The organism is Exiguobacterium sp. EF_C8, from assembly GCF_054956715.1.
In genome coordinates this window covers 1,745,269-1,772,040 of the sequence record NZ_CM143264.1, presented here as the reverse complement: position 1 = coordinate 1,772,040, position 26,772 = coordinate 1,745,269, and the positions used below count along the sequence as shown (strand labels likewise).

The 26,772-nt window shown below is 44.8% G+C and carries 29 protein-coding genes; 16 read left to right on the top strand and 13 right to left on the bottom strand.

The features are described 5' to 3' along the window. The first annotated feature begins 58 nt into the window (after positions 1-58). Positions 59-448: a thiol-disulfide oxidoreductase DCC family protein gene (locus ACY2IG_RS09555; RefSeq protein WP_056061834.1), complete on the top strand. Its 390-nt coding sequence runs from the start codon at positions 59-61 to the stop codon at positions 446-448. A gap of 44 nt (positions 449-492) precedes the next feature. On the opposite strand, the gene ACY2IG_RS09550 is transcribed toward ACY2IG_RS09555, so the two are convergent. The 8 genes from ACY2IG_RS09550 to ACY2IG_RS09515 all read right to left on the bottom strand — a co-directional run bounded on the left by ACY2IG_RS09550 (position 493) and on the right by ACY2IG_RS09515 (position 7,474). Then, on the bottom strand, positions 493-1,605 hold the full coding sequence (locus ACY2IG_RS09550) for a hypothetical protein (protein ID WP_462617816.1): 1,113 nt from the start codon (positions 1,603-1,605) through the stop codon (positions 493-495). A 74-nt stretch (positions 1,606-1,679) separates the two neighbouring features. Continuing rightward, a complete protein-coding gene (locus tag ACY2IG_RS09545; protein ID WP_056061829.1) occupies positions 1,680-1,973 on the bottom strand; it encodes a spore coat protein in 294 nt (97 codons plus the stop codon). Further along, positions 1,966-2,184: a hypothetical protein gene (locus tag ACY2IG_RS09540; RefSeq protein WP_056061826.1), complete on the bottom strand. Its 219-nt coding sequence runs from the start codon at positions 2,182-2,184 to the stop codon at positions 1,966-1,968. Before ACY2IG_RS09540 ends, ACY2IG_RS09545 begins: the two co-directional genes overlap by 8 nt. A gap of 5 nt (positions 2,185-2,189) precedes the next feature. Beyond that, entirely contained in the window at positions 2,190-3,071 is an 882-nt protein-coding gene (locus ACY2IG_RS09535; protein WP_462617815.1) for a manganese catalase, read from the bottom strand. A gap of 83 nt (positions 3,072-3,154) precedes the next feature. Continuing rightward, entirely contained in the window at positions 3,155-4,294 is a 1,140-nt protein-coding gene (locus ACY2IG_RS09530) for a M14 family metallopeptidase (RefSeq protein ID WP_462617814.1), read from the bottom strand. A gap of 2 nt (positions 4,295-4,296) precedes the next feature. Continuing rightward, positions 4,297-4,851 carry a cysteine hydrolase family protein gene (locus ACY2IG_RS09525; protein WP_462617813.1) on the bottom strand — a complete coding sequence of 185 codons (555 nt, stop codon included), beginning with the start codon at positions 4,849-4,851 and terminating at the stop codon, positions 4,297-4,299. Positions 4,852-4,863: 12 nt separating this feature from the next. Beyond that, entirely contained in the window at positions 4,864-5,169 is a 306-nt protein-coding gene (locus tag ACY2IG_RS09520; RefSeq protein WP_035407545.1) for a hypothetical protein, read from the bottom strand. Next, on the bottom strand, positions 5,159-7,474 hold the full coding sequence (locus tag ACY2IG_RS09515) for a sensor histidine kinase (RefSeq protein ID WP_308101670.1): 2,316 nt from the start codon (positions 7,472-7,474) through the stop codon (positions 5,159-5,161). The genes ACY2IG_RS09520 and ACY2IG_RS09515 overlap by 11 nt, the downstream gene beginning before the upstream one ends. A gap of 289 nt (positions 7,475-7,763) precedes the next feature. On the opposite strand from ACY2IG_RS09515, the gene ACY2IG_RS09510 reads away from it, so the two are divergent. From ACY2IG_RS09510 to ACY2IG_RS09490, 5 genes are all read left to right on the top strand, one after another. Beyond that, positions 7,764-8,165 (top strand): RrF2 family transcriptional regulator, encoded by a 402-nt coding sequence (locus tag ACY2IG_RS09510; RefSeq protein ID WP_462617812.1) that lies wholly within the window; start codon positions 7,764-7,766, stop codon positions 8,163-8,165. 327 nt (positions 8,166-8,492) lie between these two features. Next, positions 8,493-8,921 carry a hypothetical protein gene (locus tag ACY2IG_RS09505; RefSeq protein WP_056061808.1) on the top strand — a complete coding sequence of 143 codons (429 nt, stop codon included), beginning with the start codon at positions 8,493-8,495 and terminating at the stop codon, positions 8,919-8,921. Between the two features lie 529 nt (positions 8,922-9,450). Next, the gene (locus ACY2IG_RS09500) at positions 9,451-10,263 is read left to right on the top strand and encodes an MBL fold metallo-hydrolase (protein ID WP_308101667.1); all 813 of its coding nucleotides are present in this window, start codon (positions 9,451-9,453) and stop codon (positions 10,261-10,263) included. Then, the gene (locus ACY2IG_RS09495; RefSeq protein WP_035407558.1) at positions 10,260-10,754 is read left to right on the top strand and encodes an AAA family ATPase; all 495 of its coding nucleotides are present in this window, start codon (positions 10,260-10,262) and stop codon (positions 10,752-10,754) included. Before ACY2IG_RS09500 ends, ACY2IG_RS09495 begins: the two co-directional genes overlap by 4 nt. Further along, the gene (locus ACY2IG_RS09490) at positions 10,751-11,383 is read left to right on the top strand and encodes an HAD hydrolase-like protein (RefSeq protein ID WP_462617811.1); all 633 of its coding nucleotides are present in this window, start codon (positions 10,751-10,753) and stop codon (positions 11,381-11,383) included. The genes ACY2IG_RS09495 and ACY2IG_RS09490 overlap by 4 nt, the downstream gene beginning before the upstream one ends. A 42-nt stretch (positions 11,384-11,425) precedes the next feature. Here ACY2IG_RS09490 and ACY2IG_RS09485 read toward each other — a convergent pair whose 3' ends face one another. After that, positions 11,426-12,811, bottom strand: coding sequence for an MFS transporter (locus tag ACY2IG_RS09485; RefSeq protein ID WP_035407564.1), 1,386 nt, complete (start codon positions 12,809-12,811; stop codon positions 11,426-11,428). A 324-nt stretch (positions 12,812-13,135) separates the two neighbouring features. Between ACY2IG_RS09485 and ACY2IG_RS09480 the strand changes: the two genes are divergently transcribed. Beyond that, on the top strand, positions 13,136-13,477 hold the full coding sequence (locus tag ACY2IG_RS09480) for a hypothetical protein (RefSeq protein ID WP_462617810.1): 342 nt from the start codon (positions 13,136-13,138) through the stop codon (positions 13,475-13,477). An 86-nt stretch (positions 13,478-13,563) separates the two neighbouring features. On the opposite strand, the gene ACY2IG_RS09475 is transcribed toward ACY2IG_RS09480, so the two are convergent. Together ACY2IG_RS09475 and ACY2IG_RS09470 are read right to left on the bottom strand one after the other, a co-directional pair. Further along, the gene (locus ACY2IG_RS09475) at positions 13,564-14,019 is read right to left on the bottom strand and encodes a hypothetical protein (protein ID WP_035407569.1); all 456 of its coding nucleotides are present in this window, start codon (positions 14,017-14,019) and stop codon (positions 13,564-13,566) included. Positions 14,020-14,037: 18 nt separating this feature from the next. Further along, on the bottom strand, positions 14,038-14,748 hold the full coding sequence (locus tag ACY2IG_RS09470; protein WP_035407572.1) for a GntR family transcriptional regulator: 711 nt from the start codon (positions 14,746-14,748) through the stop codon (positions 14,038-14,040). A 166-nt stretch (positions 14,749-14,914) separates the two neighbouring features. Between ACY2IG_RS09470 and ACY2IG_RS09465 the strand changes: the two genes are divergently transcribed. From ACY2IG_RS09465 to ACY2IG_RS09455, 3 genes are all read left to right on the top strand, one after another. Further along, a complete protein-coding gene (locus ACY2IG_RS09465; protein ID WP_462617809.1) occupies positions 14,915-16,807 on the top strand; it encodes a beta-glucoside-specific PTS transporter subunit IIABC in 1,893 nt (630 codons plus the stop codon). A gap of 24 nt (positions 16,808-16,831) precedes the next feature. Beyond that, entirely contained in the window at positions 16,832-18,289 is a 1,458-nt protein-coding gene (bglA, locus tag ACY2IG_RS09460; protein WP_290750871.1) for a 6-phospho-beta-glucosidase BglA, read from the top strand. Positions 18,290-18,394: 105 nt separating this feature from the next. Then, complete coding sequence (locus ACY2IG_RS09455) at positions 18,395-18,952, top strand: ribonuclease FAU-1 family protein (RefSeq protein WP_462617808.1); 558 nt, start codon at positions 18,395-18,397, stop codon at positions 18,950-18,952. Between the two features lie 16 nt (positions 18,953-18,968). Here the strand turns inward: ACY2IG_RS09455 and ACY2IG_RS09450 are convergent, their stop codons facing one another. Beyond that, positions 18,969-20,180: an MFS transporter gene (locus ACY2IG_RS09450; protein ID WP_462617807.1), complete on the bottom strand. Its 1,212-nt coding sequence runs from the start codon at positions 20,178-20,180 to the stop codon at positions 18,969-18,971. Positions 20,181-20,310: 130 nt separating this feature from the next. On the opposite strand from ACY2IG_RS09450, the gene ACY2IG_RS09445 reads away from it, so the two are divergent. From ACY2IG_RS09445 to ACY2IG_RS09430, 4 genes are all read left to right on the top strand, one after another. Beyond that, positions 20,311-20,880, top strand: coding sequence for a GNAT family N-acetyltransferase (locus ACY2IG_RS09445; RefSeq protein WP_462617806.1), 570 nt, complete (start codon positions 20,311-20,313; stop codon positions 20,878-20,880). 269 nt (positions 20,881-21,149) lie between these two features. Next, positions 21,150-21,368 carry an AbrB/MazE/SpoVT family DNA-binding domain-containing protein gene (locus tag ACY2IG_RS09440; RefSeq protein WP_035407592.1) on the top strand — a complete coding sequence of 73 codons (219 nt, stop codon included), beginning with the start codon at positions 21,150-21,152 and terminating at the stop codon, positions 21,366-21,368. Between the two features lie 26 nt (positions 21,369-21,394). Further along, positions 21,395-21,895: a cation:proton antiporter regulatory subunit gene (locus ACY2IG_RS09435; protein ID WP_214728206.1), complete on the top strand. Its 501-nt coding sequence runs from the start codon at positions 21,395-21,397 to the stop codon at positions 21,893-21,895. Between the two features lie 3 nt (positions 21,896-21,898). After that, a complete protein-coding gene (locus ACY2IG_RS09430; protein ID WP_462617805.1) occupies positions 21,899-23,119 on the top strand; it encodes a cation:proton antiporter in 1,221 nt (406 codons plus the stop codon). A gap of 53 nt (positions 23,120-23,172) precedes the next feature. On the opposite strand, the gene ACY2IG_RS09425 is transcribed toward ACY2IG_RS09430, so the two are convergent. After that, on the bottom strand, positions 23,173-23,697 hold the full coding sequence (locus ACY2IG_RS09425; RefSeq protein WP_462617804.1) for a dihydrofolate reductase family protein: 525 nt from the start codon (positions 23,695-23,697) through the stop codon (positions 23,173-23,175). An 82-nt stretch (positions 23,698-23,779) separates the two neighbouring features. Here ACY2IG_RS09425 and ACY2IG_RS09420 point away from each other — a divergent pair, with 82 nt between their 5' ends. Together ACY2IG_RS09420 and ACY2IG_RS09415 are read left to right on the top strand one after the other, a co-directional pair. Next, positions 23,780-24,688 carry a helix-turn-helix transcriptional regulator gene (locus tag ACY2IG_RS09420; RefSeq protein WP_462617803.1) on the top strand — a complete coding sequence of 303 codons (909 nt, stop codon included), beginning with the start codon at positions 23,780-23,782 and terminating at the stop codon, positions 24,686-24,688. A gap of 56 nt (positions 24,689-24,744) precedes the next feature. Beyond that, on the top strand, positions 24,745-26,760 hold the full coding sequence (locus tag ACY2IG_RS09415) for a Na+/H+ antiporter (protein ID WP_462617802.1): 2,016 nt from the start codon (positions 24,745-24,747) through the stop codon (positions 26,758-26,760). The last annotated feature ends 12 nt before the right edge of the window (positions 26,761-26,772 follow it).

The following is a 26,772-nucleotide window of genomic DNA, read 5'->3' as shown; positions in this document are numbered from 1 at the left end:
GGTAAAGGAAAAGTGTACAAAATCATTCGTTAAACAGGTAGGGAAGGGTGAATCAATCATGAAAGCAATCGTCTTATTCGATGGAGAATGCAATCTCTGTGACGCGAGCGTCCAGTTCATCTTAAAACGAGACCAGGGGTACCATGATTTTGCATCGTTACAAGGGGAGACAGGGCAAGAACTCGTAAAGCGCCACCATCTCCCGGAAACGATTGACAGTGTCGTCGTAATTGACCGGGGTGTACCGTATATCAAATCGGATGCTGCGTTACGGATTGCCGGTCATTTAGGAGGTGGATGGCGTCTGTTGAGAGTGCTTCGCATTGTTCCACGTTCACTCCGGGATCGCATCTATGATTTCGTTGCAAACAATCGTCATCGTTGGTTTGGACAAAAGCAGCAGTGTGCACTGCCGTCTCCGGAGACACGTGCTCGATTTCACGACTAAATATGAAAAACCGCGACGAATCGGTCGCGGTTTTCTTCTGTTCATTAGTTGGTCACATGCAACCAGTGACAACTTGGCAACGGGTTGCCGAGGAAACTTAAACCTAAGTCATGGGCTTGGTGGATTGTTTCAAAACAATCGTCTCCTTCATCCAGATATACTTCATGGTGCGGTGATTGGAGATGTGTTCCTGCGATACGCCAAAGATTTGCATGATGCGCTACCTTGATTTCGTAGTCGATATTAGGTGAGACGACGAGCGGATTGCCGACAGAGTGGTGGAGCGTATATCGTGCTTTTGATTGATCTGATAAATAGACCCGCTGAGTCGACGCTACATCTTCTCGATATAACTGATGACGAGCATCAAAAGATCGGGTAGGGTTTGCTTGTTTTGATAGTTGATGAGTGGTTTCACCATCAAATGTCAGGACTTCTGTAAAGGTACGATACTCTTTTGAAAAAGGCGAATATTGTCGCGCATCGCCTTCGAAATAACGATGCGGAGAAAACGGATTCGGGTTCATGAGAATCGGAGGAGCAATGAACGTCAGTACACGCAATCGGTAAGAAGAAACCTTCGTATGTGAAGCGGATAGCGGGTACAAAGAAAAATAGAGCACGAACTGTTCGAATTCTCGTTCCCGGTCTTGTTCCTGTTTTATCTGATTCGTAACGCGGGCGAACGTCTCAATCATCCGTGCGAACGGCATCGATTTTCTGGAAATAGGACGGAGCACCCGGATTTCGAAACGTGTAAATTGTTCAGGGTTAATCGTTCCTTGCCATTCAGGTGACGCAGTTTGACCTAATCGATGCCCATCTTGAAATACCGTATAATGCGATACCTCTGGGATTTCACCCCACAACAGTCGGACAGCATGATCTTGTTGGATCAGGACAGTCATTTTTCGGTTCCAGAACAAATCATCTGTACTTGAGACAAGAGCGGTGACGATACGTGTCTTCGAATCTGAATCGATCAGTTCGAATGACAAAGGCTCAAATAAAGGAAGTGTCTCCGTTTGATAGCTATTCGAGTTCTGAATGAAACACGGTCTACCATTTAATAAGAGACGGACGTTACTTGTCCCTTCCCAGGTGAGGCAAACAGTTTCTCCACTTTGTTTGATTTGAATATGATTGATGTCAATCATGAGACTGATCGCTCCTTACACGAATTCTGAAAGAAAACCCCTTCCACTTCAAAATCAGAAGGGAAGGGGGAACGTCATAGTAAGCCTTTAGCGACTTCTAGTTTTTCTTGATCGTGTTTTAATTGTTTTTTCAAGTCATGCGCGTGATACATCTCATGATCGATCATGTATCCGGCGATTGCTGCGTGAGTCTGAATGGCTTTGTTCAACTGTTCAGTCAAGACTTTTCGAACGTCAGGAGAAGCCGTTTCCGTAATTGCAACAGCATAAGCGCGGACAAGTGATTTGCTGCTGATCAAGAAGTCTGTCGCAATCAACTCGTCGCGTTTTTTACTGGGACGGCTAATGGATTGAAGAGCTTCATTCATGCAAACCGCCTCCTTCATGATCTGCCAATAGCTTTTGTAAATCGTTTAATGCTTGTTCGCTATCTTTAATGTCTTGAGCAATCAATTTTTCAAGCGTCTCATCTTTGACGAAAGAACGTACGGCAACAGCTTTAACGAGACAGGCTTGTTTCATCGTCATGATTTCATGGATTTCGAGTGTTTCATGGATTGCAAGTGGTGATTTAGCCATCGATCTCACTCCTCATCATGTAACATACGTTTGACAGTATCTTTGACGTTTTGCATTCCTGTTTTTTCTGCTAGGTCGTGGTGAAGTTTGTGTGCCGGTACCTTCATATTCGGAATATTTCCTTGCGGTGCAGGATTTTCTAGATGAACGAATTCACCGGTTCCATCCTGCGCTTCCCCTTGAGCCCAGCGACCTTCTTTTGAAGCTGTGCCTTCCGATAGGTCCCAGAACTCATAAGCATGCGGTTGCGCTTCCATCTCATCTTCCGGTGCGAAAGTAGCAGGCACGACAACTCCGTTTTTCGTCTCCAGTTCTTCGATCGCAGCCATCCATTGATACTGGTGATACCGGTCGCGAGCGAGCATCTTACGGAAGGTAGCGCGAACGCCTTCATCCGTCGTCATATGATAGAGGCGAGCGACCTGAAGACGACCCTGTGATTCAGCATGTAGATTCGAACGCATGTCTGCCAATAAGTTACCGCTCGCGACGATATAAGATCCGTTCCACGGAATGCCGTTGGCGTTCGATGGCAGTCCACCGAGACCGCTGACAAGAAGATGCTGTGGATTCATCCCCCCGAGAATTGCTGCCGTCGCTGGATCTTTGGCAGCTTCTGCCTGATCATCCGGTGACGCCCCGTCGAGCAATTGAGAAATGAGGGAACACAGCATTTCAACGTGTCCGATTTCTTCCGTCCCGATATCCATCAGCATATCCTTGTACTTTTCTTCACCACGGCAATTGAAGCCTTGGAAAAGATATTGCATCATGACCGTCATCTCACCGAATTGTCCACCGAGTACCTCTTGCACGGCCCGAGCAAGCTTTGGATCGGGTCGATCAACCTTGACTTCGAATTGTAATTCTTTTTGATGGCGAAACATGAAAAGACCCCCTTTAAGTTTTAAACATATGCGAGTTACACATGTTATATACCTTAATCAGTTTCTTTCAAACCTGTTTTACCTTATTTTTCGATAGGTTGAAGTGAACGTTTAATCAAAGAATGACTTTTAGGATCATTGATCCACTCAGTGATGTTGTTAAAGATGAAGGATGTCTCGTTCAAGATGGACCGTCGCCATTGCTTGCTTTTAGGGATGTAAAGTGTGTCGAATCGCTCTCTAATCCGTCGAGGGGCAACTGCTTGATTGAAAAAGAGACGATTTTCATCAATCGTTGCTTTTAACGTTCGGAGTAGGGCAAAAGGGTGCTTTCCAAGCGTCCCACATTCTACGGTTAAACCTAAAAAACCGATGTGCCGCTTTTTTGTTTCTTCATACAGATAATTTAACCATTCTCCTTCGATTGCATAAAACTGTTGATCTCGTGGTTGATCGACGATCGGATAACGTGTGTATGCTTCTACCTCCTTAGCGTGTCGTGGATCTTCCGATGACATGACGAGTTGGACTTGACCCGCTGGTCCATAACCCGTATGGCAGTCGAGCATCACAACATGTTGGTAAGCAGATAGTGTATCGACGAGCCGACTTAACACATCGGAGAAGTAAGCGTCTTGCGTATGTCCGCCATAATAGAATCCGGTCGGATGCTTGAATTGTCCAAGTGTCGCAGCCTTTAAAAAAGCGTGTGGACCTAGACGAAGCAAGTCGTATAAGACATGCAGTGTAAACGGTATATAATCCAGACGCCGTCCTGAACCTGACCGTTTTATAAACAAAGATTGCAACTCATCAAAACCCGGATTGCGTAAATCTGCCTTTGAAAAATCGTGAATCGCGTTTCGATTTAAATTGAGGTTATGCTGTGTTTCTTTTCGATGATGTTTCATCCCATATGCATTAATACCATGGATCAGCAAAATATCGACTTCTCCCGTATTTACCTGTTTCATATGGTCTGATAAAAACTGAAGCTGCATGGCACTCCCTGCGTACCCTTCGATTCCATGTAATCCACTGGTTAAGATCAGTAATGTTGAATTATTACCGGACTGGCCGTGCCACCAATCGGAATAGAGTGACGCTTGTTGTTCCAGTGAATCATGCGTTAGCTTCGGATAATGCTGAGAAAGAATGCACTGTGCAGTCTCATTGAAACGTTGGCGTGCTGATTCATACGTTCCAGAAAAATAATGAAGCATGGTTATTCCTCCTTATTCATCAAGCATGAACTCGAGGAGCAATCCAGTGATAATGTCGAACTGAGAATTTCTAAGGCATGATCTTTTGCGACAGCGGTTTCTGCTGCCGTACAGTCTGCAGGGACATGAATGGCATATTCCCGCATATAGGCGTCATTTGCTGTAAATAAGATACACATATCGGTCGTTAGACCGGTGATGATAAGACGCGAGACATCCAAATGCTTCAATAAAATATCGAGCTGAGTACCGAAAAAACCTGAGTGCTTGGGCTTGATGATGAAGTAATCATGCTCTTCTGGATGCAGTGCTTCGATGAGTACATCCCCAAGACCCCCGCGGCACTCATCAATGATTTGAGTGACGTTTTCCTGCCACAGACCAAAATTGTCATTAACGTAAATCACGGGAATATTTTGACGTTTACAATGTTGTTTTAATTTTGTGAGTGGTGAGAGGATAGGGAGCGTTTGTTGCATTAACTGCTCAGCTCCTTCAAAATCCATCTTATTAATGACGTCAATAATCAACAATGCTGTATTTTCTTGAACAGTCATGGTGGACTCCTCTCATAAAAAAGTAATCAAATAATGATAAGGCGAATAGAGTTGGGCTTTAGAGATAAAAATCTCGGAAGGGGAGGCTGATTCACGGGCTCCCCGGACATCAATTAAACAGCGATAAATAAGTGATTCCAATTCAGCGATGAAATCAGAGTATTGATACAAAGCATCATTCAATCGTCTTTTGCGGTGATCCTCCATCAAGACGATGCAGGGGTTGGTTTCTTTCAGTGCCATTGCACTGAAGACAGTTTTATGCTGTTTAAAATCTTGATTTAAACAGTGAACGATTTGATTTAAATCAGCTTCCACGTTCTTCACTTCCTAGTTGTAGATTATTCATACTGTTATTGTACATGTTATTGGTTGTGTTCCACTCTTCATCACGAGGTAAACGGATAAAAAAGTCAGATCCTTTTCCGATTTCTGAATGAACGGTGATTCTCCCACCATGCGCTTCGATGATTTCCTTACAAATCGGTAAACCGAGACCTGTTCCTTGAACTTGGAGGTGGTCTGCTTGTTCGACACGGTAATACGGATCAAAGAGGTAGGGAAGATCTTGTTTTGGGATACCATATCCGTCGTCGCTAATGGTGATGACGATTTCAGCTTCACAGCACGCTAACGAGATTTGGATATTTGAATCAACGGGAGAGTATTTTATCGCATTATTTAAGATGTTTAATAAGACCCTCCGGATTTTTTCTTGGTCAGCCGTAATCAGGCAAGGACCGTCAGTTTGGATTTGTAAATGATGCGTCGATGTCGCAACGTTCAACCACTCTGTTAACTCGATGAGCATATGTTCGATGCAAAATGATTCTAACTGATAGGATTCTTTTTGATGACTAAGTCGCTGATAATCTAGGAATTCGGTTAACAGTTGACTGAGTCGCTGTGTCTCACTCCGCATGGTTTCTAAATATTTTCGCTGTTTTGAAGGAGATAACGACCGGTGTAACATTAATTCACTGAACCCTTCGATGGATGCAAGTGGCGTTCGAAGCTCATGTGATAAAACCGAAATGAAGTTTTGCTCCTTTTTAGCATGGTTGACTTCAACTGTGCGTTCACGAAAAACAAATAGAATACCTTGACGTTCGGGTAAAAATTCTGTGTAAAGTCGTAAATGACGATCGTCTGGCATTGAAAAATCCTGAGCTGGAATAACTGATGCGTGGTCAAAGCCTGCTTTGATTTGTTCGACATATGCATATAACGCCTCTGTTTCGAGAATCAACGGTTCGAAGGCTTCGATGACGAATGCTAAGTTTTCAGATTGGTTTTCAGAAGGTGACCAGTTCGGAAATAATTGATGAAACACGCGATTCGTAAAGATATTCGTATTCGTCACATCGACGAATAAGATAGCTTCTCGTAAACCATTTAAAATGCGCTGAATCAATTGATGGTGTTCTTTTATACGGATGTCATCAAGCAATCGCATCAACCCGATATTTAATAAATGAGTCGTTTTCTGAAGTGCGACAGTCTCAGTAAAACGATGATGAAATTGTAACGTCAATGAACCAATGAATTTTGACGGACTGTGTAAAGGGAGAGCACATAACGTCAACTGCTCCTTCTCGATTAGATGGATGGATGTATCTAGCTCGGTCTTCGCTTCTAACTCCAACCGTTCTTTGTCATAAATTGGTTCGTCTGATAGTGCGATATGGACAGGTTCAAAATTCTCCGACTGCGGTGAAAAATAGATATGAGCCGCCCGAAAATGACTACCGATTACTTGTAGCCAGGTGTGAAGACCTGAAGTAGATTGATGACGCAAAATTTGAGTGGCTAACTGATTTTGAAATTGAAGTTGTCGCTCGATTGTTTTTTGTTGGTATAAAGACTCTTGAAGTTGTAAATTAGCAACTTGTGTTTGCTGGTGTTCAAATGCGAGCAACGTCGTCATTTGTTGCATCGATCGCCCAAGTGTACCAATCTCATCGTAACGGTTCTGAAAATCATTCTGTTCCAATCGATCAGGCTGTTTCGTTTGATCGACGAGATCGAGTAAATCTGTTCGAAAAGACCGCACAAGTCTTAAAATCAAGTAACTGAGAAGACAAAAAGCGATGATCATCACACCAAAGGCGTAGCGTAATACTTCAGCGGTTCTTTGTTGTAGCGACTGCTGTGCGTTTTTCTCTTCATTATGAATCATTCGAAAGTAGTCGTTAACGACGAAGTCAGACTGCTGAACCAGCTTTTGATTATCCGTAGGTATTTGCAAAGTGACTTCCTGTTCCAAAAATCTTGAAAATTGAACGAGTTGATGCGAAAATCGGTCGTCTGATGGATCTGAATAACGTTGACTGAACGATTCAACGTTTTTTTGTAAACGTTTCAATCTTTTATTGACCTGCTTAAGATCATCTTGATCATTAAAATCGATTTGTTGGACTTGGAGATTGACTTGTTGTGCTTCATTCCAAAGCGTGCGAGCTTGCGTTTTTTGTAATGTAATCTTCTGTGATGAAGTTCGGTGTTGCTCTAGCTCTTTTTGAGCGAAGTAAAATGTCAAGACGCCGATGCTTGCAAAAATTAAGAAGTTTGAAAACAATAAAATATAAAACCGGTGGAACATACTTGATGAGAGCCACTTCATGACTAAACCTCTTTCTAACAAATATATAAACAAACTTGAAACGTACATGTTTAAAAGAATCTTATCATAGACATTGAATAGTCTGAATGATTTACTTCATCGAATTAAAATATCATTTTACTTTTTCCGAGAAATCCCTAGATTTTGACACTTCATATCCTTTAAGATAAAAGATATACATATGTGCAAAATCACTATGAACGACACTTTAAGCCATACTATTGATTGTGAAAATGAGTGAGCTTCTGTACTATGTCTATATAAAGGAAAGAAAAAGAAGGTGAAATGGATGAAGATGACTCGCTCTACGGACTATGCCATTCGTGTGCTTATTTTCGCAGCGTCGCATCCGACTCGACTCGTACAAATTCAAGAAGTGGCAAACCATTATGATATTTCTAAAAATCATTTGATGAAGATTGTCCATTCATTGAGCAGGTTTGGTCTCATCATTTCCGTACAAGGTCGTAATGGAGGTTTCAAATTAGCAAAATCCCCAGAAACGATTACGTTAGGAGAAATCGTTCATTTATTTGAAGAAGTATCCTATCTTGAAAATGTGACAGTTCCAAATAAAAATGGTAGTTTGCAAAACACACGACAAGCGTTCGATCAAGCATTCACGTCCTTTACGGATGCGCTGCAGGCATACACGTTACAAGATTTAATCGCGCCAACGATGAATGACTGATGTAAGAGTCAGAGAGGGATAGATGATCTCTGACTCTTCATCCGTGTACATAATTCAGTCATATAGTTTTTTATCAAATGAGTATGTTAATTATGATTAAAACTAGTATCTTTTATGTTACTATAAACAAGATTCGGAGGCTATTCGAATCTTAGTTTTGAAACATAAACATGTACACTTTGTACTTGTTTTTGTGGTATAACTTTACAGAAGGGAGGTTTTTTCCCCAATTCACCTGCTTGATTTCATACAGGACTCTTACTGTCCATTCACATAAAGGATTAAAGGCATTCGTCCGTTGATCCATGCAAAAGGGAGGGTTTCGGTATGTCCGAAATGACCATCGAAATGTTCGTTCACTTCGTTCAACATTTAGTGCATTCTCCACGATTCATCGTCCAGCGTCAGCATGAACATGAGAACGCCTACATGTTTGAAATTCGAGAGTTGAATCTATCGCGAGTCTCAAAAGCCGTATTGCTTCATAAGACAGTTGATCTTCTCCAGGAAAAGACGTCAGAAGATACACGCGAAACGTTGACGAATGAACTGGTCACTCTATCACAAAAGACATTAATGAAGTCAGATACGATTGCTACACTTAAAGTGGAGTCAACAATAGACGACTCATTGCATCTTACATTTTCAGAAGACAAAAAGATCTGGTTTTCTGGAAATCTTGATACAGAAGAAGCGATCAATCGATTCACAGAACATTTTCAAAGCGTCATAAATGACGATCGAACGTCTTATTAAATAAAGCAGGTCGAGCCACATCAGTGGTTCGACCTGCTTTTGTCTTATCTTCTGCAGAGCATTAAGACGTTGCCGTTGGAATAAAGTAAGCAAAATCATCGAAACATTTAATGTCATAAATGATAAATGCTTGTAGTGGTCGGACGAACTGATAAGATGCATCAATGTCCGTCGTATAATAATTAAACAAGGCATGTGGTGAAGGAGGATGTCGATCTATTGCGTCATTCGTGTGATCATTGAGCGTTAAACGAGCTGGACCTTCGAAGGGATTATTATAGACAGTTGACGTGACACATAACGAATCAAACGGCAGCTGAAGTAACTAGTGATACCAAGCGGCGAAACGTTTTACATCTAAAAGACAGTGTTCAAACAGTGCACAATGAGAGGAAACGAAATCGACATAATAATCTCATGCTTCATTTTTCATACATGTTCATTTCAGCGAGCACATCTTAATCCCTATAATTGGAATATGTTATGATGTATCAGGAAAATCATTTACGAATTGGAAAGGAATGATGATATGGAAACCATCATCTGTACGACGTGTGGTGTCGAACAAATCAATCCGCATCGCGAAACGTGTCCGATTTGCTTAGAAGAACGACAGTATGTCAATCCGACCGGTCAAACATGGACGACACTCGCTGCCATGCAAGCGTCAGGAACGTACCAAAATATCATTATGGACGACGGAGCAGGTGTCTATGCGATTCAGACGACACCAGCATTCGGCATCGGTCAAACGGCATATCTCGTCCAAGGAAAATCGTTTAACCTGTTATGGGACTGCATTACATATCTTGATTCCGCAACGAAAGAGCAGCTTGACGAATTAGGCGGGCTTCAGGCGATCGCTTTATCACATCCGCATTATTACGCGACACAAGTCGAATGGGCAGAGGCTTTTGACGTACCGATCTATATTCATGAAGACGATGCGTCGTTCGTGACGCGACCAAGTGAGCGCATCGTATTCTGGAGTGGTGAACGCTTGGAGTTAACGGAAGATTTGATGTTACATCGCGTCGGTGGTCACTTCAAAGGAGCAGTCATCTGTGAACGAAAAGATGCGTCAGCAGGACTTTTGTTGACAGGAGACATCATTCGAATCGTTGCCGATCGGGCATGGGTCAGTTTCATGTACAGTTATCCGAATATGATTCCGCTTCCTGCAAAGACGGTCGCGCGCATGGCAGAAACGATACGCCCGCTTCGCTTTGAAAAATTATATGACGCCTTTTATCGGAAGATCGAAACCGGTGCGTCTGAAGCTGTAGCGCGCTCTGCAGAGCGGTACATTGCTGCCTTGAACGGAGACTGGTTCACGACATGAAGTCGCGTTTGATTGTCATCCGCGGGAACTCCGGTAGTGGAAAAACGACGCTAGCTAAGGCATTACGATCGGTCTTACCGGATAGTATCCTGTTTTCGCAAGATGTCATCCGTAGAGAAATGTTGAACGTAAAAGATGGACCAGGAAATCCGACGATTCGCTGGATCGAGGAGTTGGTTGGACTTGCTGACGGACGTCATGCGACGATTCTACTAGAAGGAATTCTCGCACAGGATTGGTACGGTGAGATGATTGACCGGTTGGAACGACGCTTTACTTCACGGTACGTGGCATATTATTTTGACGTTTCATTCGAAGAAACCGTTCGTCGCCACGCAATGCGCCAGCCGACGGAGTTTTCTGAGACGGATATGAAACGCTGGTGGATTGATCAGGATCACCGCCCGACGGATCGTCTGATTGCTGAGGATAGATCCATAGAAGCCATGATTCAGATAATAAAGCGTGAGCAGATAGGAGAGAGTCAATGACACACTATATTTTTGACATGGATGGAACATTGTTTCAAACAAATGCTGTGCTTGCGCATACGTTAGAAGAGGGCTTTCATGAATTGCGTCAGACGGGGCGCTGGGAAGGAGAGACTCCACTCGCGCTCTATCAGAAGATCATGGGCGTCTCGCTACCGAAAGTATGGGAGACATTACTTCCGGATTTTTCAGCCGCAGACCAACAGGTTGTGGATCAAAAGTTTCGACATAGCTTAGAGCAGGCAGTCAAGTCCGGGCATGGTTGTCTATATCCAGGAACGGTCGAGTTGCTCGCTCGTTTGAAACAAGCGGGTCACTCGGTCTATATCGCTAGTAACGGGTGGCCGTCCTACCTATCAGCGATCGTAACGACGTATGGTCTTGAGGCGTATATCGATCATGTCTATAGCATTGAAGACATTCGTTCCGGCGATAAATCAGCACTCGTACGAGAGATTTGTAAGACGCACGACATCTCGTCCGGATACGTCGTCGGCGACCGATTGTCCGATTTCAAAGCGGCGCAAGCGAACGGACTAGTAGCAATCGGTTGCCAGTTCGATTTTGCGCAAGAGCAGGAACTCGTAGTCGCGGACCGAATCGTAACAGAGCTGAGTGCTGTCTACTAAAAAGAGCCGTCTTCTGCGGAAGACGGCTCTTACTTGTAGCAATTATTCTGCCCACCAAAGGGCATCGTCTGGTTTTTTTGCGATCGACGCGACTTCTTTTTCACTCGATACAGTCGGATGCGATCCTTTAAGTGCTTTACCGGCTGTATTTTTAAAGAGGAAGAAGAACGTGACGAACCCGATGACGCTGACTGCTGTTAGATAGAAAGCAGGAGCGAGCGGATTTTGCGTCTCATGGACGAGCCAAGTCGAAACGAGTGGCGTCGTTCCACCGAAGATCGAGACCGAGACATTGAACGTCACGGATAGTGTCCGGTAGCGGACATCCGTATAGAAGATACTTGGTAGGAGACTAGGCATCGTTCCTTCAAAGATCGCCAAGAAGAATCCGAGGATGAAGATTCCGATTCCGACGAACAAGAGTGGTTTAAGACCAATCAAGAAGAACGACAGGATCGAAAGCAACGATAGTCCTGCTAACGCGAAGAGGACGATATTGCGATTGCCTTTTTTATCACTTAGTTTTCCGAAGAAATAAGCGAGTGGAATCATGATCACCATGACACCGGTGATGAGAATCGTACTTGTCGAACTTGACATACCAATGACTTCATCAAGGTATGATGGCATGTAGGACAAGAGCATATAGTTCGTAATGTTGAAGAACGCGACGGCAATGAAACAAAGGATGATATCACGCTTATGATCGCGTAAGATTTCGCGGAATGTCGCGGGTTCTTCTGTATTTTCATTAATCTCATTTTCGAAGATTGGCGACTCATCCAAATGACGACGTAAATAGAGACCGAATAAACCGAGTGGTGCTCCAAGGATGAATGGAATCCGCCATCCCCAAGATGCCATTTGATCATCTGATAAAGTGACAAAAAGTGTTGTAGCAAGTAATGAGGCAAGAATGTACCCACCGAGTGTTCCGATTTCAAGACCACTTCCAAGAGCACTCCGTTTGTTATCAGGTGACGACTCGGCAATGTAGACCATTGCTCCGGCATATTCTCCGCCAGTCGAGAACCCTTGTAAGATGCGGGCTAATAGTAAAAGGATGGGTGCCCAAATTCCAATTTGATCGTAGGTCGGTAATAATCCGATGATAAGCGTTGAACCGGCCATCATAACAATTGTCGTCGTTAAGACGACCTTCCGTCCAAGTCGATCTCCGATGCGTCCAAAGACGATTCCGCCGATTGGTCGCATTAAAAAAGCGATCGCAAAGGTCGCAAAAGTAAAGACAAGCTTCAGTTCATCATTTTCAACAGCGCTAAAGAAGTTTTGACTGATGATGATTGCGAGATAGGAATAAAGACCAAAATCGAACCATTCCATCGCATTCCCAATTCCGGTCGCGTAGACACTCTTTTTGGTTTGCTGCATGTCAACGACATTGACTTTTTCTTTTCTGAATTTCATAAGTTCTGTTCACTCCCTTTGATAAGTTTGTATCGTACCATAGGGAGAAATGAAGTCAAGTTACCAATGTGCTTAACCAATTGAAAATGACTGAAAACGGCTCTATGCCGGGGGTTGTCAAACCGTTGATGCTCTAAGGACGAACAGGGGTGTGCATTTTTTATGAAAAAAATTGAAATTTTTTTAGATGTTTTCTTAAAATCGAAACAATTTTCATGTGTTTTCATAATTTAAAAAATCAGTAATCCGCCTATAGAAGGAGGGCAGGAGGACCATATTTTGGTAAGTTAAAAACTCAGATGGAAAAGTGAAGGAGGAGTACATATGAAAAAGAAATGGATCGCAATTCTGGTTATCGGTCTCATTGTAATAATTGGTGGTTGGTATGTCAGTTTTAAAGAATCACAAGTATCTGGTTTTCCGGTGCCGCGATTTGCTACGGCAATTGAAAAACAAGGTGAGTGGAAGATCAAAACTCGACTTGTCTCGGAAACCGATGGACCGGGTTTACTGTATAGAACTCGGATCCGACAAGCCGGTTGGGAAGAACTTGATCGTGAAGGCGCAACCGCGTGGTATGAAAAAGAAGGGAAAGTGGTTGCCTTGACGACATTTGATGGGGAACTGTACCTCGAAAATTCTAGTAAAGAAGACATTCGATTATAAAATCACAAAATGAGGCCATGATTGGATCATTGCTGTAAGAACTTCAAAAGGATTGCATGGCACTGGCTCATGCAATCCTTTTTGTTTTAATCGTCTTTAGAAGAGGAGAGTTGTTTATGGGTCTTAGAATCATAAATTTTATAGGAAATCGGGAACTGATGATTCTTCGTTGAAATGACGCGACAATAATAGGGCACGTCTTCTCCGTACGCTCCTAATTCCGGATTTTCTAGGAAGGTGAAATCCTCATAATCCTCTGTTGAGTCGAAAATAATAGAAATGGAGTGAGTCTTGCCCGAGTTTTCCTCTACATAACAGTCACCTTTGATGACAGCATGGTTCTTGAAAACGATCTGCGTAAGGCTAGGAACCGTCCAGTAGAGTAGTCCAACTCCAAATAACGTGATCAAGATGAATTGAAGTTTGGTTTTAAATGATTCTGTTGAGTCTTTCCATGTACTAATCGTAAAAAAAACGCCGCCAAAAAGTGTAATGATTCCGAGGATGAGCATTCCATAGTATTGAATAAGTTCACGATTCATTCAAGTTTGCTCCGTTCCTCATAAATATAGTCCGTTCGCCTGGACGACGAAGTGTGAATGTTCGTAGTGGTAGGTGATGACGGAATAGTCGAACGGACGACCATTCGTTAAGTGAAAGACTGTCTCGATCGTCAATCCAGGATCGCCCTCGGCGAGATCCAGATGACGAGCCGTCTCTGCGCTTAATTTCCCGACGTGCATGTACATATCCGAGAATCCAATGTTCAATTGGAGTGCTGTCTCTAAGTATTCGAAGATCGATTGTTCGACGATTTCGCGATTTAAGTACGGAACGATCGATTGACGATAATAAGACTCTTCGAGACAGAGGATTTTGCCGTCAATGAAACGGATTCGCTTAACGTAATAGACTGTTTCACCCGATTCGATCCCAAGATTCTTCGCGATATTATCCGTTGCATCGATTGGTTCGAGTACGAGAACAGTTGACTCAATTGTATGACCGACGAGATTCTGCTTGAATCCTTGAGTCGAGAACAGTCGAATATAGCCGGTCCGATTCGTCTTACGGACAAAAATCCCGCTTCCACGGACTTGAAAGATGATGCCTTTTCGTTCAAGCAATTCGAGTGATTTTGTCATCGTCGTTTTACTGACAGCGAACTGCCGGATTAGTTCTTCGAGGATGGGTAGTTTGTCGCCTTGCTTTAACTCATGTTTTTCTATGTATTGCTCGATTTCATCGGCAGTTTGCTGGTATTTCAGCATAGGACACCTTCTTTTCTCACGAACTGATTTCTAATGTGAGTTTAGCATATTATTGATGTCTCCAAAATAGAATAGTTAATTAAATTATTTATGTATTGATTAATTGTGCATGTACAATTAAAATGAAAGGGTATTCAACGCGTCATATTCAGGGGAGGTACACAATATGGGCAAGGTTCGCGATTATCAAAAACTGGCGCACTCGATTTTAGAAGCGGTCGGAGGAGAAGAGAATATCATCAGTGCTGTTCGATGCGCTACACGACTTCGTCTTGTCTTAAAACGTTCAGATCCAGTAGCCAAAGAAACGGTCAGTGCATTACCTGGCGTCATTACAGTCGTTGAGTCTGGCGGGCAATTTCAAATCGTCATTGGTCAACACGTTGGAGAAGTCCATCAAGAATTTGTGAAACTCGTCGATCTAGAGCAACCGGACACGGAAGAGGCACCGAAAGGGACGGTCCTTAACCGAATCATAGCGACGATGTCAGCCGTATTTGCACCGTTCGTTTATATCTTAGCTGCAGCAGGGATTCTGCAGGGAACATTGATTTTAGCGACACTTGCTTTTCCGGCATTCGCGAAGACGGGCACTTATGAAGTCTTCAGCTTTATCTCGTGGGCGCCTTTTACGTTCTTGCCAATTTTCATTGCCATCACGGCAGCGAACCATTTTAAAGTCAATGCATTCATTGCCGTTGCGTGTAGTGCGGCACTGGTCAGTCCAACATGGGCAGACATCGCGGCGCGCATTACTGCAGGTGAATCCATCACGTTTCTAGGAATTGCTTTATCCGGAACAACTTATACATCATCGGTCTTACCTCCATTATTCCTCGTCTGGATTTTGTCCTACGTCGAACGATTCCTGAACAAGACGATCCACGAAGTCGTTCGTCCATTGTTCGTGCCATTCTTTAGTATGGTGTTGATGGTTCCATTCACGATTCTCTTGATCGGACCAATTACGACACTTGGTGCAGAAGGGATTGCAAACGGGTATAACTACCTAGCAGAGAATGCTCCTGCGGTCGCTGGTCTCATCATTGGTGGCTTCTGGCAAGTCATCGTCATCTTCGGTGTCCACTGGGGTGTCACGCCGATGGTGCTTGCGAACTTCGAACAATATGGTCGTGATTCATTCCAGGCGTATCAAACGATTGCCGTCATCGCGCAAATCGGTGCTGTCATCGGCGTCATCTTGAAAGCACGCAACAAAGAAACGAAAAAAGTTGGTATCTCAGCAGGACTAACAGGTATCTTCGGCATTACAGAACCAGCCATCTATGGTGTGACGCTTCGTTTTAAGAAACCATTCATCTACGGTTGTATCTCTGGTGCGATCGGCGCCGTCACGGCGAGTTTCTTTAAACCGTATTACTTTGCTTACGCCGGATTACCGGGACCATTGACGCTCGTCAACGGAATCGATTCCGACTACCCGTCGTCCATCATCGGTTTATTGATTGGAACAGCGATTGCCTTGATCCTGCCGATTGTCTTGATTCAAGTATTCGGTTTCGGTGAACAAGCATCACCTGTCGTCGCAACGGAAACGACAGCGACCCCTGTTGCTGAACAAGAAGTCAGTGCGACACTAACGAACGAAGAGACGCTGCGTGCACCGCTTGAAGGAACAATTGTTGCCTTATCGGATGTACCGGATCCCGTCTTTGCTTCGGGGGCAATGGGTCAGGGAGTAGCAATTCGTCCAACTGGCAATGTGGTAACCGCACCATTTGATGGGACTATCGTCATGATTGCCCCGTCCGGTCACGCAATCGGGCTACGGTCAACGAGTGGCGTCGAAGTTTTGATCCATGTCGGTCTTGAGACGGTGACACTTGACGGCAAACCGTTTACACTTCACGTCAAAGAAGGTGAGGCGGTGACGACAGGTGATCTCCTCATGACGTTTGATACGACAGCGATTGAGACACATGGACTCGAGACGATTACGCCGATCATCATTACGAACACACAGAGTTATGCGCAAATTCTACCGACGGACGAGACGGTCACGACGGCAAATACACAGATTTTGACGATCATCAAGTAAGAGAAAAAGAAGGAGGACATGAAGATGAAGACATTACCAAACGATTTTCTATGGGGCGGTGCGCTAGCAGCGCATCAATTCGAGGGTGGCTGGAACGCTGGTGGCAAAGGACCGAGCGTCGTTGATGTATTGACGGCAGGAGCACACGGCGTCGCACGACGTATCACGGATCAAGTAGAGGAGAATGAATTCTATCCGAACCACGAGGCGATTGATTTCTATCACCGTTATAAAGAAGATATCGCATTGTTCGCTGAAATGGGACTGAAGTGTCTTCGGACATCGATCGGTTGGAGTCGGATTTTCCCGAATGGAGACGAAGCTGAACCGAACGAAGAAGGACTGAAGTTTTATGATGATGTCTTCGATGAATTACTGAAATACGGCATTGAGCCAATTATTACATTGTCGCATTTTGAGATGCCACTTCACCTTGCGCGTGAATATGGCGGTTTCCGTAATCGGAAAGTAGCATTGTTCTTCGAGAAATTCGCAGAAGTCTGTTTCACGCGCTATAAAGACAAGGTCAAGTACTGGATGACGTTCAATGAGATCAATAACAAGATGGATGTCAGCAATCCACTGTTCCTTTGGACGAATTCAGGTGTCCTCCTCGATCCGGAAGAAAACGCGATGGAAGTCATGTATCAAACGGGACACCATGAATTGCTCGCAAGTGCGCTTGCCGTCGCAAAAGGGAAAGCGATCAACCCAGACTTCGAGATCGGAGCAATGGTTTCGCACGTACCAATCTATCCGTACTCATCGCACCCGGAAGACATTTTGCTCGCTGAGACATCGATGCGTCAGCGCTATTTCTTCCCGGACGTCCAAGTCCGCGGCTACTATCCGTCTTATGCGTTGAATGAGTTCAAACGGGAAGGGTATGATATTCCGATCCTAGACGGTGACTCAGAAATCTTGCGAAACGGTACGGTCGACTATCTTGGATTCAGTTACTACATGTCGACGACCGTCAAACATGATGCTGTCGTCAATAACACGGGCAACATCGTCAACGGTGGTCTCGCGAATGGTGTCGAGAACCCATATATCCAGTCGAGCGACTGGGGCTGGGCGATTGATCCGGTTGGTCTGCGCTATGCGATGAATCGTCTCTATGACCGCTACCAGATTCCGTTGTTCATCGTCGAGAACGGCTTTGGTGCGATTGATACAATCGAGGATGGTCAGATTCATGACACGGCGCGAATCGATTACTTGCGTGCGCATATCGAAGCGTTCAAAGCAGCCGTGCTCGAAGATGGCGTCGAATTGATCGGCTACACGCCGTGGGGCGTCATCGACATTGTCTCTTTTACGACAGGAGAGATGAAAAAGCGCTACGGCATGATCTATGTCGACCGGGATAACGAGGGCAAAGGATCAATGGAACGGATGAAAAAGGATTCGTTCGATTGGTACCGTCACGTCATCGAGACGAACGGTGCTGCGTTACACAGTTCAGAGACGGCCAAATGATGATGTAAGGGGTAACGGAAAAAATCCGTTGCCTCTTTTTTTTAAGAATTAGAATGAAAAAGTAGTGGGGTATGGCACACTAAGGAAAAAACGGGGGACCGGTAAATGATCAAAAAACGCTATGCCGATCGACATGACTGGCGTCGCATCACACAACGACACTATGTTCATGAACAAGTAGAAAACGAAGTGTTTAACGGACATGTGACACTTCTTCAACTGATTGAAGTCGCTTCACCGTTAGATGTCCGTTATGGTGACGAAACGATTCGAATCGCTGACGCTGGTTACGTCTGGGTACAACAATTCCCAAGCGATGCTCATCATGCCGTGACCTCGATGTTTGACGCCACAAGTCAGTTGGTACAAACCTATATCGATATTTGTCTTCGTACCGGAGTGGAGGACGGACGAGTCTACTGGGAGGATCTGTTTCTCGATCTGATCGTTTTGCCATCAGGAGAAGTCTTATTAGTCGATGCGGACGAACTGGAAGCAGCGCAGGAGCAAGGGATTATCTCAGAAGCGGAATACACGCTCGCTTGGGTGGAAGCTAAACAATTGCAGAAACAACTACAAAATGGAACTTTTCTGCTCGTCACACACGCAGAAGTGATAAAAGAACGGCTAGAACAGCAATTTAAACAGGGAACACCGCGTTGACGGGGTTCCCTGTTTTTTAAGCGTGTCGTTCTGCTTCAACTTCGTTCGTCGTAAAGTACCGTTGCTTGCTCGGGAGGAGAACCAATCCGAGAAAACAGATTGTCACGATCACGAGGAGGCAGGCAAATAGAATCGTACTGAAGCGAATCGACCAGATGTCACCGAGCAGACCGATCGCGACGATTGCTAGAATCTGTAGCAGACTGACACCGACTCCGTAAAGACTCGTAAAGCGTCCCATTAAGTGTAGTGGAATATTCGTCTGTTGGAACGTTAGGAAACCGGTCCCCGCAAATGCGTGGAAACAACCGAGTAACAAGAAACCGATACAGACGATTGAAAACGAATTTGCATTTGCGTACAGCATATAACCGATAGCGACAAACGTATAGCCAATCGTCAGCATCGTCCGAACGGAAAGGGTTTTAGCGTAGCGAGCGACGATCCAGCTACCGGCAACAGAACCAATCCCCGTCAGGCTCATGAGTAAGCCGTAGTCGGTTTCTGATAAGCCGATGCTTCGCTGTAAAAAGACGACTTCTTGCGTATCGAGTGCAAGCGTCGCAATCATCATTAGCATCGCGAGGACATACAATCCAGTCACGTAATGCGCGTCTTTACTGAACTGATAGACAAGCCGCCAATCGGACAGGATGTCTTGTAGCTGCATCCCTCGATCGACCGAAGCGGAAAAACGCGGCAACCGCATCAACAGAACCGCTGATCCGAGGAATGAGACGGCATTGAGCCAAATCGCAACGTCAGCAGAAGCGACATATAAGAGTCCACCAGCGAGAGCCGGACCAATTAAAAAAGCACCAGACGTGATCAGACTACGATAGGCATTAAATGATGTCCGGTCGTCTTTCGGTACAAGCGTCGTGATATAGGTTAAGGTCGCTGGTTCGACGATAGATTTAATGACGGCTAAGGCAAGCAAGTTGATGTAGAGCATGGATAGTGGTAGAAATGGCAAAATGCCAATCAAGATTGCACGGAGTAGATCGGTCTGAATCAATAAGCGACGTAAGTCGGATCGGTCGACCCAACTACCTGCGAACGACTTGATGACGAGTGAGACGGCCGGGCTGATGATCCAAAGCGTAGCAACAGCGGACGCGGAGCCGGTTAAGCGATAAATATAAACGTTAATCGCAACAAGATAAATGAAGTCGCCGAACTGTGAGATACCGAGAGCGCTTAGGAGCGTCCGTTCACGAGAAGACATGACATCATCCTTCCTTACATCATTTCCCAATAGTGTACCAGAAAATTCTGATAACGTTTTCGTATATCTCTATACTTTTTACTGATGAGTGGGTATACTTGGAAAAAATCAAAGAAAGAAGGACTTGTTTATGATATCAACCCTCGGCTTATATCGAGCATTACCTGTACTTGAAACAGAGCGACTCCGTTTGCGTCCAGTTCGCATAGAAGATGCAGCAGATATCTATGCCTATACGAAAGACGAAGAGACGGCACGATATGTCAGCTGGTATGCCCATGAGACGTTCGCGGATTCGGAGAAATTCGTCGAATACATCCTCCGACAATACGAACAAGGTAATCCTGCACCTTGGGCGATTGAAGACAAAGCAAGCGGTCGAGTTATCGGCACGATTGATTTCATCAAAGTGTCGTTTGAGCAACACCAAGCAGAACTCGGTTATGCGCTGTCGCGCGACTACTGGGGAAAGGGTTTGATACCGGAAGCAGCAGCGCGTCTTGTGCAGTACGGTTTCGAGACGCTCGGTCTTGAACGTATTCAAGCACGCTGTTTTGTTGCGAATGACGGATCAGCTCGTGTCATGGAAAAGATCGGCATGACATTTGAAGGCGTCTCTCGGAGTGCTTTGTACGTTAAAGAGCGTTTCTGGGATTTAAAGATTTATGCGATCATACGTAGTGATTATGAAGGAAGGTAAGAGATGGGTTCACGGCTAATGCATGCCTATATCGGACAACGATTGATTATGTTACTACCGGAAATAGAGCCTGCTCGATTCCTTCTAATAGAACGATATGAAGAACGAACGCATCCACTCAGCTTAGGATGCGTTTTTTCTTTATGCATTTTTTAAATTTTAATTCAAAGCAAAACACTCGGAATAAGTTTAATTTTATGATATATTGGAAATAAGAAAAGTAAGGAAGTAAGGAATACAAGAAAAACACAGGAAGAAGGAAGTTCGTAATGGAGCTATCAAAGTTAACGTCAAAAGGACAGATCACCATTCCTAAAAAAATTAGGCAAGCCTTGCAAGTGGAGGAAGGAGATCGCGTGGCATTCATTGAGGAGGACGGATTTGTCATCATGGCGAAAGCGGATTTGAAACAGCTGCATGATCTTCAAGATATATTGAGTGATGAGACGTTCAAGGCGCTCATCCACAAAGCGAATCACCATTTGTAAAATTTAAAAATAGGAGGAAATATAACATGGATATGCGAGAAGTAGATTTACCAGGAATCGGGCGGAAGTTCGAAGGCATCACGACACGAGGAGATAAGGTGGTCGTCATCGTTCACGACGACGGACGTCGAGAGGTCCATCATTATGATGACGATGATTTTGATGAGAGCATCTCGAGTGTGACGTTTAATGACGCAGAAGCTCGTCAAATGGCAGGAATTCTCGGAGGACTGTCTTATAAGCCGAAAGATCTCGAAAAAATCGAATTAGCATTTGATGATCTTGTGATCGAATGGTTTAAAGTCGGTCAGGATTCAAAAGTCAACAATCGAACGATCGGAGAACTCGATGTCCGCAACCAGTATGATATCTCGATTATTGCCGTGCTCAAGCATGACCGTTCAAAATCGCTGAATCCTGGACCAGAAACGCGTCTTGAAGTGGGAGATACGATCGTCTTATCAGGTGAGCGTCAAAACGTCCGTCACATCACGAAAGCATTATTCTCAATCGAAGGAGGCGGATAATATATGGATCATCTCATATTTGAAGTCGGTACCGCGCTTATCTTAGTGGCGATCGCGGCGTTGCTCGCGAACAAACTTAACTTCTCGATCATTCCGTTTTTAATTGTTTTAGGAATGATTGTTGGACCGCACGCTCCGACAATCGGGATACTAGACTTCAAGTTCATCGAAAGTGCTGAGTTCATCAGTTTTCTCGGACGAATCGGTGTCCTGTTCCTTTTATTCTATCTCGGACTCGAGTTCTCGATTGGTAAATTGATCCGGTCTGGGAAATCAATCGTTACGAGTGGAACGATTTATTTATCCATTAACTTTACGGGTGGTCTACTCTATGGATTCATCGCCGGGTTCCCACTTTACGAAGTGTTGATCATCGCTGGAATCATCACGATTTCCTCGAGTGCGATCGTCGCAAAAGTCTTAGTCGACTTACGTCGGACTGGTAATACGGAGACAGAATTGATCCTTGGAATCATTATGTTCGAGGATATTTTCCTAGCAGTTTACTTGTCTGTTTTATCTGGACTCTTGCTTGGTGACGGAACAACCTTAATGTCTTCTGTCACATCGATTTTGATTGCTCTTGGGTATATGTTGTTGTTCTTCATCATTGCTCGAAAAGCGACACCACTCTTGAACAAAATGCTAAAAATCGCTTCGGATGAAGTCTTCATCATCGTTGTCTTTGCTTCCCTGTTCTTCGTTGCTGGTTTTTCGGAAACGATTCATGTCGCAGAAGCAATTGGTGCCTTGTTACTCGGTCTCGTTTTCTCGGAAACCGATCAAGGAGAGCGGATTGAACATCTTGTCGTACCGTTCCGTGACTTCTTCGGCGCCATCTTCTTCTTTAGTTTCGGATTGAGTATCGATCCGACGATGCTCTTAGATGCTGTCTGGCTCGCACTTGGTGCTGTCGTCATCACGATTGTCGGAAACTATGTCGCGGGAATGATTGCGGGGCGTAAAGCAGGCTTGTCACACAAAGCATCCTCGAACATCGGCTTGACGATTGTCTCGCGCGGGGAGTTCTCGATCATCGTCGCAAATCTCGGAATCGCCGGTGGATTGATGGATATCTTGTCACCATTCTCTGCCTTATATGTCTTGATTCTCGCGATTCTTGGACCGTTGATGACGAAGGAATCGAAACGCATTTACAACTTCATGAATAAAATCTTCAAATGGACGGAACCGAAAGAGAAAAAGACAAAGAAAAATGCGTAATACGATGTAAACGAACAGCCAGTTCGGATTTCTCGAACTGGCTGTTGTTTTGTTTAAGTCAAGACATCATATGTCGCCATCAGGAATTGTCCCGATTGACGACTGCCCTTCAAGTGAAGTTTCGTTTCAACGGTTCCTTCTGGGAATAACGGGATACCCGTTCCGAGAATGACAGGGGCAATCGCGAGTTCGATTGAACTGACGCACTGTAACCGTAGCGCTTCTTGAATCAATTCGCCGCCACCAACAAGCCAGACCTTGCCATCAATTGTCGGTGTGATCCGCTCAAGTAATTGATCGAGCGGTTCATCCGTATAGGTGACCGTCTCTGACGTTCGTTGCGTCCGGCTGTAAATATAACTTGGAATATCCGCGTATGGATACGTCTCGCTGAGTTGAAGGACTTCCTCATACGTTTTTCGACCCATGATGACGGCACCAATCTGTTCATAAAAAGCTTGATAGCCATTATCACCGTCTCCAGCAACAGCAAATAACCAGTCGAGGGAACCATCGTGTCTAGCAATTTTTCCATCAAGACTACAAGCGATATACAGTACGGTCGTAGATTGAGACATTAAAATTCCTCCTTAAGATTTGTGTGACTTCATCTTAGCGTATAATGACGACAAAAGATGTCGTCATTTGAGGAGGAACTTTATGAATACGAGACAATGGCGTTTGGTCCGTTTATTAAACCGGGGGGAACACTTTTCTGCACGTATGCTGGCGGAAGAATGTAAGGTATCGATCCGGACGATTCAACGAGACATGACGGTACTTGAAGCAAATGGTTATCCGATTTACAGTGAACCGGGCGTAGCCGGGGGCTACCGGATGCTGCCGCACCGGAACATGCCGCCACTCGTTTTGACAAATGAAGAGACGATTGTCTTGTTCATGCTACTCGAATGGGTCGGTCAGATTCCAGATTTTCCGTTCGGGACGATCCGCCAGGAAGTCGCTGAACGCTATGCGAACGAGTTACCGAAGATGACGGAGCAACAGATTGTAAAATGGAAAGACCGCTTTCGCTTTCAAGCGGTCGATACACCACCGTCACCGCAAAATCCTGCGTTACTCGACCTTTTAGAGAGCGGACGTATGGGGAATATTCTCTATGAGACGACAAAAGGTCAAAAGTCGATCGTAGTGGATCCGATCGGCTTATCGTTCGAACACAATCGTTGGTATTTTTATGGACGGACTGACCGTGGATTTCGGCAGTTCCGTGTCGACCGAGTTCTAGGTGTATCGCTTCATGAGTTGCCAGCAACTGATTTGACCTTTTCTGATTTAGAAAAGAACACGACACATGTACCGATGACGACGGTGAAACTAGAATTAACTTCTTTAGGTGAACGAATGCTCGAAGGCATTTTACCTCTTCGTCGTGACCGAACATGGCAAATTCCGATTCGCGAGCTCACTTTTTTAGGACGACAATTGATGCGGCTCGGTCCGGAAGTTCGAGTCATAGAACCGCAGGATCTCCGCGAACAATTGATTCGTCAAGCAGAAAAAATGATTGCTGTGCAACAGTCCGATAAGCCGTTCGGACAGAATTGATCAAAAAACTATGTTACGATATAGCTAGAAAGAAACAATAGAGGAAGGGGTCTTCCATGGAAACACTATCACTGATTTTATTGATGCTTGCGCTCATCTTACTGACGCAAGTCGTCGGACATTACATCCGTTTCATCCCAACGGCTTTGATCCAAATCATTGCCGGAACCGTCGCCGCTCTCCTGATGAGTGGCTTGACGATTGAGGTCGAATCCGAATGGTTCCTCCTGTTATTTATTGCTCCGTTACTTTATAACGATAGTTCTCATTTTCCGCGTGAAGATTTATGGCGGATGCGAACAGCAATCTTCGGTAATGCAATCATCCTCGTCTTGTTGACGACGATCATCGGAGGGTACTTCATCAATTGGTTGATTCCGGTCATTCCAGTCGCTGCTGCGTTTGCCTTAGCCGCAATCTTATCGCCAACGGATCCAATTGCCGTCAACGGAATTGCAAAACGTGTCCAGATTCCAGAACAAATCTTGACACTCGTTCGCGGAGAATCGCTGATTAATGATGCATCGGGATTAGTCGCGTTCAGTTATGCTGTTGCCGCTGTTGTCACGGGTTACTTCTCGATTCAGAGTGCGACAACAGAGTTCTTTTACATGTTCTTCGTTGGAGCCTTGATCGGATTGTTGATTTCGCTCACGATGAACTTTCTCAAGGTACGCTTGCGTCGAGCGGGTATTGAAGATGTCGTCTTCTACGCTTTACTGCAAATCCTGACACCATTTATCATCTTCTTCGTTGCTGAAGAAGGATTTCATGCATCAGGCGTCATCGCCGTCGTCACAGGTGGTATCTTGCATGCCTTGATCAAAGAACGAACAGAAACGTTCTTTGCGCAAGAGCAGACGTTGACGGATAACATCTGGACGATGATTGCGTATACGTTAAACGGGATTATCTTCTTATTGCTCGGTTTGACGTTGCCAGAAGCGACACGCGAGATTTTTGCGGATGACGCGATCAACAACTGGCGTCTGATGCTATATGTCATCGAGATCGGTTCATTCATTCTCGCGATCCGTCTCGTCTGGACGATGTTCTTCAATTGGTTCGATCATCGGTTCTTTAAAAAAGAGGACCGCGATCATCGTCGACCGGTCTTTAAGCAGGATTTGATTACGACACTAGTCGGGGTTCGCGGAACGATCACGATGGTCGGGGTCTTGTCATTACCGTTCTTGACGGAGTCCGGCGAAGCCTTCCCGGAACGCTCATTGATTATCTTCCTTGCAGCGGGTGTCATCATCTATACGCTCGTTCTCGCGACGATTCTCTTACCGGTATTGAACCGTGGTGAGGCGGCAACGCCGATCGCACTCGACCTGAATGCCCAAAAACAACGGATGATTCGCCGGGCGATCTCAGAGATCAAACAAGTGACGGACGAAGACAATGCGGTCGTTGCGTTTGATTTACTCAATGAGTATCATGTGATGCTCCGGTTGTTGCGCGCGCAGGAAAAAAGTCAAGAAGAGCTCGATCAATTCAATGATCAGTTGAAGGCACTTCGTCTTGAAGCCGTCCAGTGGGAAAAGGAAGAATCAAAACGTTTCGTCGCTGAGAACAAGGTGCCGGATCTGCTGAAAAAGGATGTTTTCCGCTCGATTGAAAATCGTCGCAAGGCGATCGGTAAGGATTCGCGTTTCCAGATCGTCCAGCCGATTCGTAAATTGTGGTGGAAACGGAAACGATCGAACATGTCGTCGGATGCGTTAATTCAAATGACGCAAGTCGAGCATGATCTGTATGAAAAGGTCATGGGCACAGTCATCGAACGTCTCGAGAATTGCCGCACGTCTTATCCACCAGACGTCGTTCAAAGTGTGCTTGAGTTCTATAAACGACTTCGTTTCAAACATACGCGTTGGTCATCACCAATCGGTGGCAAGGACGTCGATCAGCAGAAGGAAGAGCTCTGCTTGAAAGCCATCGAAGTCCAGCGTCTTGAAATCGCCAATATGTCAAAAGAAGGGGATCTCTCGAACGAAGAGGAGAAGGAGTTACGCCGCTTCATTCACTATATCGAGAGTGTCGTTCTCTACGAATACGTTGAATAATATTTAAAAAAA

Excerpts from the sequence above, each read along its gene's own strand:
- ACY2IG_RS09555 (WP_056061834.1), top strand. The coding sequence starts at position 59 with ATGAAAGCAATCGTCTTATTCGATGGAGAATGCAATCTCTGTGACGCG.
- ACY2IG_RS09550 (WP_462617816.1), bottom strand. The coding sequence starts at position 1,605 with ATGATTGACATCAATCATATTCAAATCAAACAAAGTGGAGAAACTGTT.
- ACY2IG_RS09545 (WP_056061829.1), bottom strand. The coding sequence starts at position 1,973 with ATGAATGAAGCTCTTCAATCCATTAGCCGTCCCAGTAAAAAACGCGAC.
- ACY2IG_RS09540 (WP_056061826.1), bottom strand. The coding sequence starts at position 2,184 with ATGGCTAAATCACCACTTGCAATCCATGAAACACTCGAAATCCATGAA.
- ACY2IG_RS09535 (WP_462617815.1), bottom strand. The coding sequence starts at position 3,071 with ATGTTTCGCCATCAAAAAGAATTACAATTCGAAGTCAAGGTTGATCGA.
- ACY2IG_RS09530 (WP_462617814.1), bottom strand. The coding sequence starts at position 4,294 with ATGCTTCATTATTTTTCTGGAACGTATGAATCAGCACGCCAACGTTTC.
- ACY2IG_RS09525 (WP_462617813.1), bottom strand. The coding sequence starts at position 4,851 with ATGACTGTTCAAGAAAATACAGCATTGTTGATTATTGACGTCATTAAT.
- ACY2IG_RS09515 (WP_308101670.1), bottom strand. The coding sequence starts at position 7,474 with ATGAAGTGGCTCTCATCAAGTATGTTCCACCGGTTTTATATTTTATTG.
- ACY2IG_RS09510 (WP_462617812.1), top strand. The coding sequence starts at position 7,764 with ATGAAGATGACTCGCTCTACGGACTATGCCATTCGTGTGCTTATTTTC.
- ACY2IG_RS09505 (WP_056061808.1), top strand. The coding sequence starts at position 8,493 with ATGTCCGAAATGACCATCGAAATGTTCGTTCACTTCGTTCAACATTTA.
- ACY2IG_RS09500 (WP_308101667.1), top strand. The coding sequence starts at position 9,451 with ATGGAAACCATCATCTGTACGACGTGTGGTGTCGAACAAATCAATCCG.
- ACY2IG_RS09495 (WP_035407558.1), top strand. The coding sequence starts at position 10,260 with ATGAAGTCGCGTTTGATTGTCATCCGCGGGAACTCCGGTAGTGGAAAA.
- ACY2IG_RS09490 (WP_462617811.1), top strand. The coding sequence starts at position 10,751 with ATGACACACTATATTTTTGACATGGATGGAACATTGTTTCAAACAAAT.
- ACY2IG_RS09485 (WP_035407564.1), bottom strand. The coding sequence starts at position 12,811 with ATGAAATTCAGAAAAGAAAAAGTCAATGTCGTTGACATGCAGCAAACC.
- ACY2IG_RS09480 (WP_462617810.1), top strand. The coding sequence starts at position 13,136 with ATGAAAAAGAAATGGATCGCAATTCTGGTTATCGGTCTCATTGTAATA.
- ACY2IG_RS09475 (WP_035407569.1), bottom strand. The coding sequence starts at position 14,019 with ATGAATCGTGAACTTATTCAATACTATGGAATGCTCATCCTCGGAATC.
- ACY2IG_RS09470 (WP_035407572.1), bottom strand. The coding sequence starts at position 14,748 with ATGCTGAAATACCAGCAAACTGCCGATGAAATCGAGCAATACATAGAA.
- ACY2IG_RS09465 (WP_462617809.1), top strand. The coding sequence starts at position 14,915 with ATGGGCAAGGTTCGCGATTATCAAAAACTGGCGCACTCGATTTTAGAA.
- bglA (WP_290750871.1), top strand. The coding sequence starts at position 16,832 with ATGAAGACATTACCAAACGATTTTCTATGGGGCGGTGCGCTAGCAGCG.
- ACY2IG_RS09455 (WP_462617808.1), top strand. The coding sequence starts at position 18,395 with ATGATCAAAAAACGCTATGCCGATCGACATGACTGGCGTCGCATCACA.
- ACY2IG_RS09450 (WP_462617807.1), bottom strand. The coding sequence starts at position 20,180 with ATGTCTTCTCGTGAACGGACGCTCCTAAGCGCTCTCGGTATCTCACAG.
- ACY2IG_RS09445 (WP_462617806.1), top strand. The coding sequence starts at position 20,311 with ATGATATCAACCCTCGGCTTATATCGAGCATTACCTGTACTTGAAACA.
- ACY2IG_RS09440 (WP_035407592.1), top strand. The coding sequence starts at position 21,150 with ATGGAGCTATCAAAGTTAACGTCAAAAGGACAGATCACCATTCCTAAA.
- ACY2IG_RS09435 (WP_214728206.1), top strand. The coding sequence starts at position 21,395 with ATGGATATGCGAGAAGTAGATTTACCAGGAATCGGGCGGAAGTTCGAA.
- ACY2IG_RS09430 (WP_462617805.1), top strand. The coding sequence starts at position 21,899 with ATGGATCATCTCATATTTGAAGTCGGTACCGCGCTTATCTTAGTGGCG.
- ACY2IG_RS09425 (WP_462617804.1), bottom strand. The coding sequence starts at position 23,697 with ATGTCTCAATCTACGACCGTACTGTATATCGCTTGTAGTCTTGATGGA.
- ACY2IG_RS09420 (WP_462617803.1), top strand. The coding sequence starts at position 23,780 with ATGAATACGAGACAATGGCGTTTGGTCCGTTTATTAAACCGGGGGGAA.
- ACY2IG_RS09415 (WP_462617802.1), top strand. The coding sequence starts at position 24,745 with ATGGAAACACTATCACTGATTTTATTGATGCTTGCGCTCATCTTACTG.